This is a genomic window from Jatrophihabitans sp. (assembly GCF_036389215.1).
In the GTDB taxonomy this organism is placed as follows: Bacteria; Actinomycetota; Actinomycetes; order Mycobacteriales; family Jatrophihabitantaceae; genus Jatrophihabitans_A.
On record NZ_DASVQG010000098.1, the window covers coordinates 1 to 12,812 of the forward strand.

Genomic DNA, 12,812 nt, shown 5'->3' on the forward strand with positions numbered 1-12,812 from the left:
CGGTTCTGCGCCTGCGGGTCGGGATTGACGTCGGGATGCAATTCACGGGCGAGCTTGCGGTACGCGCGCTTGATCTCTTCCGCCGTCGCGTCGCTGCCGACGTTGAGCATCCCGTAGTAGTTGCGGACGGTACCTGCCACCGGTGCGTTCACCTCAGTCTCTACTAGCACTCAGCAACCCTGAGTGCCAACCACTCAGGTCGAGTGTACGGAAATGGCGGGCGGGTACCGGTGCCGGCAGCCGATCAGCCGTCGGCCAGCAGGTCACCGACGTAGCGGGCGACCGCGGCCACCCGGGCCATGGTGTGCGCGTAGTCCATCCGGCGCGGTCCGAGCACTCCGACGCCCCCGAGGGACATGCCGCTGGGGCCGTAGCCCGCCGACACCACCGAGGTGGTCTGCAGCCCTTCGTAGGCGTTCTCGTTCCCGATCCGGACCAGCACCTGGCCGGCGGTGGCGGACTGCTGGTCCAGCAGGCGCAGCAGCACGACCTGCTCCTCCAGGGCTTCGAGCACCGGGCGGATCGCCGGGAAGTCCAGGGACCGCTCGGTCAGGTTCGCCGACCCCGCCAGCACCACCCGCTCGGACGGGTGCTCGACCAGCGTTTCCAGCAGCACGGTGCTGAGGGTCTTCACCAGGCCGCCCAGGTGTCCCGGCACCGCGGCGGGCAGCTCGGCGATGATCGCGGGGGCGTCGGCCAGCCGCTGGTCGCGGAGCTTGGCATTGAGCGTGGTGCGCAGGTCGGCGACGTCGTCGGGCTCGACCTGCGAGGGCAGCTCGACGAGCCGCTGCTCCACCCGCCCGGTGTCGGTGATCAGCACCAGCATCAGCCGGGACGGGTTCAGCAGCACCGTCTCCATGTGCCGGACGCGCGAGCGCGACAGCGACGGGTACTGCACCACGGCCACGTTGCGGGTCAGCTGTGCCAGTGCCCGGACGGCGTTCTGCAGCACCCCGTCCAGGTCCACCGCGGTGTCGAGGAACTTCTCGATGGCCCGCCGCTCGGCGGCCGACAGCGGCTTCAACGACGTCAGCCGATCGACGAACATCCGGTACCCGGCATCGGTCGGCACCCGGCCCGCCGAGGTGTGCGGCTGGTGGATCAGGCCCTCGTCCTCCAGGGCCGCCATGTCGTTGCGGATGGTCGCCGGGGACACCCCCAGGTTGTGCCGCTCGACGATCGCCTTGCTGCCCACCGGCTCGTTGGTGGCGATGAAGTCCTCGACGATCGCGCGCAGCACCTCGAGCTTGCGCTCGTCCACGTTCATAGCCATCGCCTCCTCACGCCGGGCCCACGGTGCAATCCTAGTTGGGCGGCACCGGCCGCAGTGCGACAACCGTGCTGAGCTGCCGGTAAGCGCCGCGGCCGCTACCGCACCGGTTAGGGTGCTGGGCGGCGGTGCAGACAGCATGGAAGCGGAAGGTGTGCAGGTGATCTGCGGTGATCTTTAAAGCGGTACGGGACAGCAGGCCCTACCCCGACCACAAGTTCTCGACCCGCGACTGGGCCAACGTGGCGCCCCGGCCGGTCCGGCTGGACGAGCTGACCACGACCAAGCGCGAGCTGGCCCTGGACAAGCTGCTCGACGAGGACTCCACCTTCTACGGCGACCTCTTTCCGCACGCGGTGCAGTGGGAGGGCGAGCTCTACCTCGAGGACGGCCTGCACCGGGCGGTCCGGGCGGCGCTGCAGCAGCGCAACACCCTGCACGTCCGGGTGCTCGACCTGGACGAGTTGCGGCCCAAGAAACGTCCCGACACCCGGCAGTAGCCCCCGCCCGGCCGCTACAGCACGTCGAGCAGGTCGCGCACCACGGCGTCGGCCAGCAGCCGGCCGCGCTGGGTCAGCACCAGCCGGCCCCGGGCCAGCGCCTCCCGCTCGGCCAGCCCCCAGCGCAGGCACTGCTCGGCCTGCCGGGTGGCCGCGGCCGGCAGGCTGGTCAGGTCCAGCCCCTCGACCATCCGCACCTCGAGCATCAGCCGCTCGGTCAGCTGGTCCCGCCCGCCGAGGGTCTCCCGGCCGGCCGCCGGGCTGCGGCCGGCGTCCAGGGCGGCGGTGTAGCGGCTGGGGTGCTTGACGTTCCACCACCGGGTGCCGCCGACGTGGCTGTGCGCGCCCGGTCCGGCGCCCCACCAGTTGGCCCCGGACCAGTAGAGCTGGTTGTGGCGTGACCGGCCGGCAGGCGTCCGGGCCCAGTTGGACACCTCGTACCAGCTGAAGCCGGCGGCGGCGAGGGTGTCGTCGGCCTGCAGGTACCGGTCGGCCAGCACGTCGTCGTCCGGGGCCGGCACCGCACCGGAGGCCACCTTGCGGGCCAGCGCGGTGCCGTCCTCGACGATCAGGGCGTAGGCGCTGACGTGGTCGGCGCCCGAGCCGATCGCGGCGTCCAGCGAGGCCTGCCAGTCGGCGTCGGACTCGCCCGGCGTGCCGTAGATCAGGTCCAGGTTGACGTGCTCGAAGCCGGCCGCCCGGGCCTCGGCCACCGCCTGGACGGCGCGCTGTGGCCGGTGCTGGCGCTCCAGCACCGCCAGCACGTGCCCGACCGCGGACTGCATGCCGAGCGAGATGCGGGTGAAACCGGCCGCCCGCAGCTTGTCCAGGTACGCCGGGGTCACCGACTCGGGATTGGCCTCGGTGGTGACCTCGGCGCCGGGCGCCAGCCCGAACTCGGCGCCGATCTCGGCCAGCACCAGGCCCAGGTGCTCGGCGGGCAGCAGGGTCGGCGTGCCACCACCGAAGAACACCGTCCGCACCGGCGGCGCGCTGGCCGGCAGCACGGCGCGGGCCAGCCGGATCTCGCTCAGCACCGTGTCGGCGTAGGACCCCTGGCTGACGCCGGCACCCAGCTCCTGGGCGGTGTAGGTGTTGAAGTCGCAGTAGCCGCACCGGCTCGCGCAGAACGGCACGTGGACGTAGAAGCCGAACGGCCGCTGGGGCAGGCTCAGCAGCGCGGTCTCGGTCAGCCGGCCGTTCGGCGGCGCCGGATCGCCGAGCGGCAGTGCGGATGGCATGCCTCCAGTGTTGAATGCCTACAGCGCACGGCTGCACCCGACCCGCCGACAGGTGCGAAAAGCCGCTCGCCGCGACCTGCCCGGCGGCTGTCCTGCGAGGGTCCGAGAAGCACTGTGAGCGAAGAACTGTGAGCGAACAACTGTGAGCGAACAACTGTGAGCGAAGCGCTGTGGGCACTGTGAGCACGGTCGGATACGAGGTGGCGGAGTCGGTCGCCAGGATCACCCTGGACTCCCCGCAGCGGCGCAACGCGCTGTCGGCGGACCTGCTCGGCCAGCTGCGCGGGCGACTGGACGACGCCGCCGCGGACCCGCGGGTGCGCACCGTGGTGCTGGGCCACACCGGGCCGGTCTTCTCCTCGGGCATGGATCTGACCACGGTGGCCGGCGTCGCCGCCGAGGACCAGCCGATCGTGGCGTTCCCGGCGCTGCTGCAGCGGCTCTGGGAGTTCGACAAGCCGGTGATCGCGCAGGTGGACGGCAAGGCCCGGGCCGGCGGCATCGGCCTGATCGCCGCCTGTGACATCGCGGTCGGCGCCGAGCACGCCGACTTCGCCTTCACCGAGGTCAGGCTGGGGCTGGTCCCGGCGGTGATCTCGGTGCCGGTGCTGCCCCGGCTGTTGCCCCGTCCGGCGCTGGAGCTGTTCCTCACCGGCGAGACCTTCGGGGCGGCGCGGGCCCGCGAGATCGGCCTGCTCAACAGCGTCAGCCCGGACGTGCGCGCGGAGGTGGACCGCTACACCGCGATGCTGCGGCTGTGTGAGCCGGCGGCGCTGGCCGGCGTCAAGCAGCTGCTGCGCCGGGACCGGACGCCGGACTCGATCGGCGAGGAGTTCGCCCGGATGAGCGAGCTGTCGGCGAGTTACTTCGCCGGCCCGCAGGCGCAGGAGGGCATCGCGGCCTTCGCCGCCAAGCGGCCGCCCCGGTGGGCGGTCGAGGCCGGCTGAGTCAGCCGCCGATCGCCGGAGTCGAGCTGGCCCAGCCGGTGACCTGCAGTGGAGCGGGGGCGTCTGGCCCGCTGACCTGCGGGCCGGTGGCGGGTGGCCGGCTGACCTGCGGGCCGCCCGGCCACGAGCCGGAACGGGTGCCCCCGTCGAACGCGCGGACCGCGTAGCCGATCACCAGCAGCAGGATGAGAATGATCAGCACCAGCAACGGACGCCGACGCCAGGACGTCCGGGGAAGTGCCACCGCACCAGCCTAGGCCCAGCCCAGTTGCAGCCGAAGGAGCGGACGTGGACGACGCGATGACCGCGGGAACGATCTCGATCACGGGCGCGGGCGGTGATCGGATCGAGGCCTACTACGCGGGGCCGAGTTCCGGCGACCGGCTCGGCGGGGTGGTGCTGATCCACCACATGCCGGGTTATGACCGCTGGAGCAAGGAGGTGGCCCGCAGGTTCGCCGCCGACGGGTACCACGTCGTGCTGCCCAACCTGTACTCGCGGGAGGCGCCCGGTGCCGACCCGGACGATGCCGCCGCCGTCGCGCGTGCCCGTGGCGGGGTGCCGGACGAGCGGCTGGTCGGCGATGTCGGTGCCGCCGCGGCGCACCTGCGCGGGCTGCCAAGCAGCAACGGCAAGGTGGCGGTGATCGGGCACTGCTCGGGCGGCCGGCAGGCCGTGCTGGCCGGCTGCAACCTCGACCTGCAGGGCGTCGTCGACTGCTACGGCGCGTACGTGATCGGCACGCCGGCGGCGGACTTCCCGGTGCGGGCCGGCGGCCTGGAGGACCAGCTGGGCAACCTGAGCTGCCCGCTGCTGGGCCTGTTCGGCGCCGAGGACTCCTATCCCTCGCCGGAGCAGGTCGCCGAGCTGGACCGGTTGCTCACCGAGCACGGCAAGGAGCACGAGCTGCACTCCTACGACGGGGCCGGGCACGCCTTCTTCTGCGCCGACCGGCCGTCCTACCGGCCCAAGCAGGCCGTGGACGGCTACGCCAAGATCGCGGACTTCTTCACCCGGACGATCGGGGACAGCTGATGTGCACCTACAACACCGAGCACGCCAGGATCACCGGCAGCGGCAAGGGGCGCACCGGCTGGGTGCCCCTGACCGATGCCACGGTGTACTTCGACCACCCGGTGCACGCGCAGGCCGAGCACACCCTCAACATCGACCTGACCGGCACCGGGGCGGCCGGCGACCGGATCGCGGTCGAGCTGACGGCTGAGTCCGCCCGCGCGCTGGTGGCGGCTATCGAGCGGGCGCTGGGCAAGGTGCCGGCCGACCTGCTGGAAGGGCCGTGGAGATAGCCGTCCGCTGCTCTAGCGTCCGGCTGCGGTGGACTTGCCTTCTTGATGCTTCTCAAGAAGGTCACCCGATGAACCCCTCAGGAGCTCGCGGGCAGCTGCCACCGCCGGTTCCTGAGTCGGGTGCACGCTGGAGCGGCGGGGACCGGGCGAGTCGGCAAGCATCTGCTGAGCACGTTGGAAGGAGACGCCGATCACCGCGCCGATGTCGCGCACGGTGAGACCCATCTCAGCAAGCTCTCGGGCAGCGACCCTGGCCTCCACGGCAGCTTCGGCTTGCGTTGCCGCGGCGGCTGCCCGAAGGTGAGCCGCCCGCTCCCAATGCGCCCTCGCTGAGGCGGGAAAGACCACATCGGTCACCAGGTGGAAGGAATCCGGCTTCACCTGCTCCATGACGGCGATGAGGTCGCGGGCCATGGGTTCCACCTCGCGTAGGGTGCGCGCCTGGGTGGTGCGGCCAATCTCGGGCACCGTCACCAACCAGAACTGCTCACCACGCTCGACGCGCGCGGTATACGAAGCTGTCACTTCCACCAGTCCTTCCCGAGCTTGCCGGCGCATTCCTTGAAGATGATCTCCACCATCCGGTTGTCAATTCATTGGGGCGAGCAATCGGGATCATGACGCCGTCGAGACTGAATACCGTGTGATTGCCTCCTTGGCGCGCTTCGGACCAGTCGAGGCCTCTGTCTCGCGCCGCCCTGGCGATCATCTTGATGACTTCTCTATGCTTCGGCACAAGAGATTAGTCTAGGGCTGCCTAGACAAGCAAGTCTAAGGCGCACTAGACAATCGGTTCAGCGCCTCGCGCACATCCGTCCGGTGAGTGACTCGCGCCCCGGGCGTTTAGGGTCGCAGTTATGCGAGCCGCCTACGCCTCAGCGTTCCATCCGGACCAGCCGCTGGACGGGTTGGTGGTGGGCGAACGTCCGGAGCCCGAACCGAAAGAGGGCTGGACCACCGTGCGGGTGAAGGCCGCCAGCCTCAACCATCACGACCTGTGGACGCTGCGCGGGGTCGGCATCAAGGAGAGCCAGCTGCCGATGATCCTGGGTGGGGACGCCGCCGGCATCGACACCGCGACCGGCCAGGAGGTCGTGGTGCACGCGGTGATCAGCGCCGAGGACTGGCTCGGCGACGAGACCCTGGACCCGAGCCGCTCGCTGTTGAGCGAGAAGCACCAGGGGGCGCTGGCCGACCTGGTGACGGTGCCCACCCGCAACCTGCTGCCCAAGCCGGCCGAGCTGTCCTTCGCCGAGGCGGCCTGCCTGCCGACCGCCTGGCTGACGGCCTACCGGATGCTGTTCGTCAACTCCGGCCTGCGGCCCGGGCAGACCGTGCTGGTGCAGGGCGCCACCGGCGGGGTGGCCTCGGCGTGCATCGCGCTGGCCCGGGTGGCCGGGTTCCGGGTCTGGGCCACCGCCCGCACCGAGGCCAAGCAGGCGACCGCGCTGGAGCTCGGCGCCCACCAGGCATTCGCCCCGGGCGCCCGGCTGCCCGAGCGGGTCGACGCGGTGTTGGAGACGGTCGGGGCGGCCACCTGGTCGCACTCGCTGAAATCGCTGCGGCCGGGCGGGCGGGTGGTGATCTCCGGCGCCACCTCGGGCGCGATGCCGCCGGCCGAGCTGAACCGGATCTACTTCCTGCAGCTGCAGGTCATCGGTTCCACGATGGGAACCCGGGCCGAGCTGGGCGAGCTGATCTCGTTCCTGCTGACGACCGGGCTGCGGCCGCGGATCGACCGGACCCTCGGGCTGGAGCAGGTGGCCGAGGGGCTGGGCGCGATGCAGGCCGGCGAGCTGGTCGGCAAGATCGTGATCGAACCCTGATGCTCGCGCGGGGCTAGATTCGAGGCAGGTTGATTCGGGCGCTAGGCGATAAGGACACAACCGCCATGGACTTCTCCCTGACCGAGGAAGAGCGTCAGACCCGGGACTGGGCACGCAACTTCGTCCAGCGCGAGATCATGCCGATGGAGCCCGAGGTGCTGCGCCGGGAGCGAGCCCACCAGCCGGGCATCACCGCCGACGAGCTTGCCGAGCTGAAGAACAAGGCTCGCCGGTTCGGCTTCTGGGGAATCCAGACACCCGAGGAGTACGGCGGGATGGGCCTGTCCGCGGTGCTCGCGTCGCTCATCGAAGCCGAGCTCGGCCACTCGTTCGTGCCGTTCCGGTTCGGTGGCTCGGCCGACAACATCCTGTTCCACGCCAACCAGGAGCAGCAGCGGGAGTACCTGCTGCCCACGATCGAAGGCGAGCGGATCTCCTGCTTCGCGATCACCGAGCCGGGCGCGGGCTCGGACCTCACCGCGATCCGCACCACCGCCCGCAAGGACGGTTCGGACTGGGTGATCAACGGCGAGAAGACCTTCATCACCGGTGGCAACGAGGCCGATTTCACCATGGTGTTCGCCATCACCGACCCCGGCAAGGGCGTCAACGGTGGGGTGACCTGCTTCCTGGCCGACCGGGACGCCGGCTGGAAGTCCGAATACATCGACACCATGGGCCAGTGGGGTCCGGCGGCGCTGGTCTTCGACGAGGTGCGGGTGCCCGAGCGCAACATCCTCGGCGAGCTCGGCCAGGGTTTTGCCTTGGCCATGCAGTGGATCGGCCGTGGCCGCTACCTGCTGCCGGCCCGCGCCGTCGGCGCCTGCGAGCGGCTGATGGAGCTGGCCATGCAGCACGCCCGCAACCGGGTCACCTTCGGCCAGCCGATCGCCGACCGGCAGGCCATCCAGTGGATGATCGCCGACTCGGCGGTGGAGCTGGAGGCACTGCGCTGGCTGGTGCTCAGCGCGGCCTGGCAGGTGGACCAGGGCATGGACTCGCGGCAGGCCCAGTCGATGGCCAAACTCTTCGGCGGGATCAAGGCGAACGAGATCGTCGACCGGATGCTGCAGATCCACGGCGGGATGGGCTACACCCGGGAACTGCCGATCGAGCGGTGGTATCGCGAGCTGCGGCTGCTGCGGATCTATGAGGGAACGGACGAGATCCAGCGCCGGACCATCGCCCGCAACCTGCTCAAGGGCCACGTCTCCGTCCGCGGCTTCCTCGGCTGAGCGGGCCCGGCCGTCTCGGCGAGCTAGCGGGTGCCATCAGAAGCAGCGGATCAGTCTGGGGAAGGAGGCAAGGGGTGATCGGTACCTTCGTCGAACTTGTCGTCCTGGCGTGCATCGTGGCGGGCATCGTCTCGCTGGCCCGGCAATGGGACTACCAGCGGCGATCGGCAACCGGCACCCACCGGGCTCTCGACGCGCACCGGGCTCTCGACGCTCCTCCCGGGGCACGCTGGCGCGCGGTCCATACCGGCACCCCGGACGAGCGGACCGAGGTGCAGATCGTGCTTCGCGGCGGCGAGCGCGACCAGGTCTGGGACCGGCGCACCTGCGCGGTGATCTCGAACATGGATCCCGACTACGACCGGCTGCTGTTCAACGCCCTGGAGGATGCCCGGTCGCGTGCGGCGCTGCTCAACGGTATGCAGGAGGACTGACGCCGGACGGCTGAGCGCGGGCCGGCTCAGCGCCGGGCCGGCTGAGCACCGGCCAGGCTGAGCGCGAGCCGGCGTGCGAGATACTGCCTGCCATGGTGAACCTGGGCGTGATCTTTCCACCCGACCTGGCGCCGGAGCAGTTGCGAGAGGTCGCGATGGCCGCCGACGAGTCCGGACTGGGCGAGCTGTGGCTGTGGGAGGACTGCTTCGCCGAGAGCGGCATCGCCACCGCGGCAGCCGTGCTGGCCTGGACCGAGCGGCTGCGGGTGGGCATCGGCCTGCTGCCGGTTCCGCTGCGCAACGTCGCACTGACCGCGATGGAGTTGGCGACGCTGGGCCGGCTGTTCCCCGGCCGGCTGGTTCCCGGCATCGGGCACGGCGTGCTGGACTGGATGGGCCAGGTCGGGGCCCGGGTGCCCTCGCCGATGACCCTGCTGGGCGAGTACGCCACGGCGCTGCGTGAGCTGCTGCACGGGCAGACTGTCTCGACGTCCGGGCGGTACGTGACGCTCGACGCCGTCGGCCTCACCTGGCCGCCGCAGGTCGTCCCACCGGTGCTGGTGGGCGCGGTCGGCCCGCGCACCCTCACACTCGCCGGAGCCGTCGGCGACGGGGTGATCCTGACCGGTGGCACCACGGTCGAGCAGGTGTCGGAGGCGGTGCGCCAGGTGCGGGCCGGTGGGCGTCCCGATGCCGAACCCGAGGTGGTCGTCTTCGTGACGGTGGCCGGTCCGCCGGTGGCCACCGACGTTGCCACCGAGGTCAGCCGGTTCGCCGCAGCCGGCGCCACCACGGTCGCGCTGCACTCGGTCGGGGAGAACGGGCCGCCGCTGGCCGAGTTCGCACGCTTCGCCGGATCCGAGGTCCAGCCACTGCTGGGCTGAGCCTCAGTCCTTGACCGCCTGCAGGGTGTAGGTCAGCGGCAGCCGTTCCGGCCGGTCGGTCAGCCGCCACTCCTCATCCTCGCCACGGGTCATGTCGCCGGGCAGCGCCTCCCACGGCACCTCGCGATGCTCGACGAACTGGGTCAGCCGCAGCCCGGCGTCCAGCACCGCGGTGATGATCTCGCCGATGCCGTGGTTCCAGCTGGCGCTGCTGTTGTGCGCGAAGTCGACCTCGGTCGGCACGTAGGTGCCCTCCTCCTCGAACACCACCGGCTGCTCGGTCTCGAAGTACGGGTACTCCACGGCCAGCAGGTGATCCGGGCGCCGGTCGTCCATCGCCCACAGCATCGGATGCCCCTCCCGGATGAACAGCCGGCCACCGGGCGCGAGCAACTCGGCCACCAACCGGCCCCAGCGGGCGATGTCGGGCAGCCAGCACAGCGCCCCGACCCCGGTGTAGAGCAGGTCGAACCGGTGGGCGCCGAACCGCTCGACCGCCTCGTAGGCATCGGCCTGCACGTAGTCGATGTCGGCGCCCACCGACTCGGCAAGCGCGCGGGCCTCGGCCAGCGCCGGGCCGGAGAAGTCCAGCCCGCTCATCCGGGCGCCGAGGCGGTGCAGCGACAGGGTGTCGGTGCCGATGTGGCACTGCAGGTGCAGGCCACGCAGGCCGCTGATGTCGCCCAGGCGTGCCTGGTCGAAGCGCACCACCTTGGACAGGAAGCTCGGATCGTCACGGAAGCTCTGCAGCGCGTAGCCGGGCGAGGCGGCGTGCGCCGGTGCCCGCTCGTCCCAGTTGGCCAGGTTCAGTGCGCGGTAGTCGTTCACACGCCGATTCTCGCAGGCGCGGTCCAGCCGTTCCCTGTCGCCGTCGGCATGCAGCTTCGGTCCGTCGAAGGCAGGCGGGCTTCATTTCCAGCGGAAGTGGACGAACACCCTGCCGAAGTTGTCGGAATCCTTCTCCACCCGGTGGTAGAGAGCCTTCACCTCCTTCTGGTCGAGGAAGCGCAGCACCCGCTTCTTCAGCTGGCCCGATCCCTTCCCCGGGATGATCTCGACCAGCGGGGCCTTCTTCGCCACCGCTTCGGCGATGATCGCCCGCAGCGCCCGATCGATGTCATCGCCTCGGTTGTAGATGTCGTGCAGGTCCAGCTTCAGCTTCACCGGGGCAGCCTGTTCTCGATCACGAGCATCCGTCAAACTGTCCCTCGACTCCGCGGCCGCTAGGGTTGGCGCATGGTCGATCGCCCCCTGACGCTGATGGCAGTGCACGCGCACCCCGACGACGAGGCCACCGGCACCGGCGGCGTGCTGGCCAAGGCCGCGGCCGAAGGCATCCGGACGGTGCTGGTCACCTGCACCGACGGCCGGTGCGGGGACGGCCCGGACGGCGTCAAGCCCGGTGACCCCGGCCATGATCCGGACAAGGTCGTCGAGCTGCGCAGGCAGGAGCTGGAGAACAGCTGCGCGGTGCTGAACGTCAGCCATCTGGAACTGCTCGGCTACGCCGACTCCGGGATGATGGGCTGGCCGACCAATGACGCGCCCGGGGCGTTCTGGACTACGCCGGTGGACGAGGCGGCCGGCCGGCTGGCCGAGCTGATGCGGCGTTACCAGCCCGATGTGGTCATCACCTACGACGAGAACGGTTTCTACGGCCACCCCGACCACATCCAGGCGCACCGGATCACGATGGCCGCGGCGGAGCTGACCGGGATCCCGGTCAAGGTCTACTGGACCACCGTGCCCCGGTCGGCGTTCGCCGAGTTCGGTCGCCTGATGCGGGAACTGGGCGCGTGGGAGGAGCCGGATCCGGACCAGCCGGGTCCCGAGATCGGGCTGCCGGACGACGAGATCACCACCTGGGTGGACACCCGCGCGTTCGGCGACCAGAAGTACGACGCGCTGGCCGCGCATGCCAGCCAGGAGGAGAACATCTTCTTCCTGCGGATGGGCCGGCAGCTGTTCACCGACATGATGGGCCGGGAGACGTTCGTCCGGGTGCAGGATCGAACCGGCGCGGCGCTGCCCGAGGACGACCTGTTCGCCGGCCTGCGCTGAGGGCCCCGCCGACCCCTGCCCGCGGCGCCGGGCTCAGCCGGCTGGCGGTGGGCCGCCTATCACGGAGCGGTCCCGCTAACCGGTCGCCTCGACCGCCCGCCGGACGGCGGCAACGGACATCGCGACATCCTGCTCGTCGGTGGACCAGTTGCTCACCGACACCCGGATGATCTGCCGGCCGGCCCAGCGTGAGCCGGACATCCACGTGACCCCTTCACGCAGCAGGTGCTCCATCACGGCACGGGTGCGCTGGTCGTCCCGGACGGCGAAGCAGACCTGGGTGAACACCACGTCGTTGAGCACCTCGACGCCGTCCACCTCGGCGATACCGGCCGCGATCGCCTGGGCATGGGCGACCAGCCCGTCCACCAGGCCGGCCATCCCGGTACGACCGAGGGACTGCAGCGCCGCCCACACCGGCACGCCGCGGGCCCGCCGGGACATCTCGGGGACCCGGTCCAGCGGGTCACCGGCGGCGTCGGGCATCAGGTAGTCACCGTGCACGCCGAACGCGCGGCGCAGCGGGGCCGGCTCGGTGACGATCGCGATCCCGCAGTCGAAGGGCACGTTCAGCGTCTTGTGCGCGTCGGTGCCCCAGGAGTCGGCGTGCTGGTAGCCCGAGACCAGGTGCTGGTGGGTGGGGCTGGCGCCGGCCCACAACCCGAAGGCGCCGTCGATGTGCACCCAGGCGCCGTGCTGGTGGGCGGCGGCGATGGCCTCGGCGAACGGGTCGAACGCGCCGGAGTGCAGGTTGCCGGCCTGCAGGCAGACGATCGCCGGCCCGCTCCCCCGGCTGGCGGCCAACTGCTCGGCCAGCGCATCGGCGCGGATCCGGCCCTGGTCGTCGGCCGGCACCACCGTCGGCGCGCCGAGCCCCAGGTAGCGCAGCGCCACGTCGACCGTCACGTGTCGCTCGGCGCCCACCAGCACCGTGATCGGCGGGGTGCTGCCCGCTGCACTGGCCGCCGACTGGCTCACCTCGGCCTGGGACCAGAACGCGGGCCTGCTGGTCTCCTCGCCGGCGGCCGCCGGAGCCGAACGGGTCGCCAGCGGCTGGCTGCTCGATCTTCTGGGGCTCCCGCCCACCGCCGCGATCGGCTACGTGAC

17 protein-coding genes and 1 pseudogene are annotated in these 12,812 nt (G+C 71.0%); 10 read left to right on the top strand and 8 right to left on the bottom strand.

The window, feature by feature from the left end; all coding sequences use genetic code 11:
* Together VF542_RS04565 and hrcA are read right to left on the bottom strand one after the other, a co-directional pair.
* A partial coding sequence (locus VF542_RS04565; RefSeq protein WP_408650540.1) for a DnaJ domain-containing protein occupies window positions 1–110 on the bottom strand: 110 nt, incomplete at its 3' end.
* Window positions 111–244: 134 nt separating this feature from the next.
* A complete protein-coding gene (gene hrcA / locus VF542_RS04570) occupies window positions 245–1,267 on the bottom strand; it encodes a heat-inducible transcriptional repressor HrcA (protein WP_408650541.1) in 1,023 nt (340 codons plus the stop codon).
* Window positions 1,268–1,440: 173 nt separating this feature from the next.
* Here hrcA and VF542_RS04575 point away from each other — a divergent pair, with 173 nt between their 5' ends.
* Window positions 1,441–1,770 carry a type II toxin-antitoxin system VapB family antitoxin gene (locus tag VF542_RS04575; protein ID WP_408650525.1) on the top strand — a complete coding sequence of 110 codons (330 nt, stop codon included), beginning with the start codon at window positions 1,441–1,443 and terminating at the stop codon, window positions 1,768–1,770.
* 14 nt (window positions 1,771–1,784) lie between these two features.
* Here the strand turns inward: VF542_RS04575 and hemW are convergent, their stop codons facing one another.
* Window positions 1,785–3,011: a radical SAM family heme chaperone HemW gene (hemW, locus tag VF542_RS04580; protein WP_408650526.1), complete on the bottom strand. Its 1,227-nt coding sequence runs from the start codon at window positions 3,009–3,011 to the stop codon at window positions 1,785–1,787.
* A 179-nt stretch (window positions 3,012–3,190) separates the two neighbouring features.
* On the opposite strand from hemW, the gene VF542_RS04585 reads away from it, so the two are divergent.
* Window positions 3,191–3,958 (top strand): enoyl-CoA hydratase-related protein, encoded by a 768-nt coding sequence (locus VF542_RS04585; protein WP_408650527.1) that lies wholly within the window; start codon window positions 3,191–3,193, stop codon window positions 3,956–3,958.
* A 1-nt stretch (window position 3,959) separates the two neighbouring features.
* On the opposite strand, the gene VF542_RS04590 is transcribed toward VF542_RS04585, so the two are convergent.
* On the bottom strand, window positions 3,960–4,202 hold the full coding sequence (locus VF542_RS04590) for a hypothetical protein (RefSeq protein WP_408650528.1): 243 nt from the start codon (window positions 4,200–4,202) through the stop codon (window positions 3,960–3,962).
* Between the two features lie 44 nt (window positions 4,203–4,246).
* Here VF542_RS04590 and VF542_RS04595 point away from each other — a divergent pair, with 44 nt between their 5' ends.
* Entirely contained in the window at window positions 4,247–4,993 is a 747-nt protein-coding gene (locus tag VF542_RS04595; protein ID WP_408650529.1) for a dienelactone hydrolase family protein, read from the top strand.
* Window positions 4,993–5,265, top strand: coding sequence for a DUF6295 family protein (locus VF542_RS04600; protein WP_408650530.1), 273 nt, complete (start codon window positions 4,993–4,995; stop codon window positions 5,263–5,265). Before VF542_RS04595 ends, VF542_RS04600 begins: the two co-directional genes overlap by 1 nt.
* 12 nt (window positions 5,266–5,277) lie before the next feature.
* On the opposite strand, the gene VF542_RS04605 is transcribed toward VF542_RS04600, so the two are convergent.
* The gene (locus VF542_RS04605) at window positions 5,278–5,796 is read right to left on the bottom strand and encodes a DUF2188 domain-containing protein (RefSeq protein ID WP_408650531.1); all 519 of its coding nucleotides are present in this window, start codon (window positions 5,794–5,796) and stop codon (window positions 5,278–5,280) included.
* Between the two features lie 326 nt (window positions 5,797–6,122).
* Between VF542_RS04605 and VF542_RS04610 the strand changes: the two genes are divergently transcribed.
* From VF542_RS04610 to VF542_RS04625, 4 genes are all read left to right on the top strand, one after another.
* Complete coding sequence (locus VF542_RS04610; RefSeq protein WP_408650532.1) at window positions 6,123–7,091, top strand: zinc-binding dehydrogenase; 969 nt, start codon at window positions 6,123–6,125, stop codon at window positions 7,089–7,091.
* A gap of 65 nt (window positions 7,092–7,156) precedes the next feature.
* Entirely contained in the window at window positions 7,157–8,326 is a 1,170-nt protein-coding gene (locus VF542_RS04615; protein WP_408650533.1) for an acyl-CoA dehydrogenase family protein, read from the top strand.
* A 74-nt stretch (window positions 8,327–8,400) separates the two neighbouring features.
* Window positions 8,401–8,760 (top strand): hypothetical protein, encoded by a 360-nt coding sequence (locus tag VF542_RS04620; protein WP_408650534.1) that lies wholly within the window; start codon window positions 8,401–8,403, stop codon window positions 8,758–8,760.
* 92 nt (window positions 8,761–8,852) lie between these two features.
* The gene (locus tag VF542_RS04625; protein WP_408650535.1) at window positions 8,853–9,644 is read left to right on the top strand and encodes an LLM class flavin-dependent oxidoreductase; all 792 of its coding nucleotides are present in this window, start codon (window positions 8,853–8,855) and stop codon (window positions 9,642–9,644) included.
* 3 nt (window positions 9,645–9,647) lie between these two features.
* On the opposite strand, the gene VF542_RS04630 is transcribed toward VF542_RS04625, so the two are convergent.
* A complete protein-coding gene (locus VF542_RS04630; protein ID WP_408650536.1) occupies window positions 9,648–10,472 on the bottom strand; it encodes a class I SAM-dependent methyltransferase in 825 nt (274 codons plus the stop codon).
* An 81-nt stretch (window positions 10,473–10,553) separates the two neighbouring features.
* Entirely contained in the window at window positions 10,554–10,808 is a 255-nt protein-coding gene (locus tag VF542_RS04635; protein ID WP_408650537.1) for a Smr/MutS family protein, read from the bottom strand.
* A 72-nt stretch (window positions 10,809–10,880) separates the two neighbouring features.
* Here VF542_RS04635 and VF542_RS04640 point away from each other — a divergent pair, with 72 nt between their 5' ends.
* Complete coding sequence (locus VF542_RS04640) at window positions 10,881–11,705, top strand: PIG-L family deacetylase (RefSeq protein ID WP_408650538.1); 825 nt, start codon at window positions 10,881–10,883, stop codon at window positions 11,703–11,705.
* Between the two features lie 75 nt (window positions 11,706–11,780).
* Here the strand turns inward: VF542_RS04640 and VF542_RS04645 are convergent, their stop codons facing one another.
* Window positions 11,781–12,629: a pyridoxal phosphate-dependent decarboxylase family protein gene (locus VF542_RS04645; RefSeq protein WP_408650539.1), complete on the bottom strand. Its 849-nt coding sequence runs from the start codon at window positions 12,627–12,629 to the stop codon at window positions 11,781–11,783.
* 7 nt (window positions 12,630–12,636) lie between these two features.
* Here VF542_RS04645 and VF542_RS04650 point away from each other — a divergent pair.
* A pseudogene (locus tag VF542_RS04650) lies at window positions 12,637–12,812 on the top strand (aspartate aminotransferase family protein); the annotation flags it as partial.

Bases quoted from the DNA above. Each gene is read 5' to 3' on its own strand.
- hrcA (WP_408650541.1), bottom strand. From the start codon at position 1,267: ATGAACGTGGACGAGCGCAAGCTCGAGGTGCTGCGCGCGATCGTCGAG.
- hemW (WP_408650526.1), bottom strand. From the start codon at position 3,011: ATGCCATCCGCACTGCCGCTCGGCGATCCGGCGCCGCCGAACGGCCGG.
- VF542_RS04600 (WP_408650530.1), top strand. From the start codon at position 4,993: ATGTGCACCTACAACACCGAGCACGCCAGGATCACCGGCAGCGGCAAG.
- VF542_RS04615 (WP_408650533.1), top strand. From the start codon at position 7,157: ATGGACTTCTCCCTGACCGAGGAAGAGCGTCAGACCCGGGACTGGGCA.
- VF542_RS04610 (WP_408650532.1), top strand. From the start codon at position 6,123: ATGCGAGCCGCCTACGCCTCAGCGTTCCATCCGGACCAGCCGCTGGAC.
- VF542_RS04625 (WP_408650535.1), top strand. From the start codon at position 8,853: ATGGTGAACCTGGGCGTGATCTTTCCACCCGACCTGGCGCCGGAGCAG.
- VF542_RS04640 (WP_408650538.1), top strand. From the start codon at position 10,881: ATGGTCGATCGCCCCCTGACGCTGATGGCAGTGCACGCGCACCCCGAC.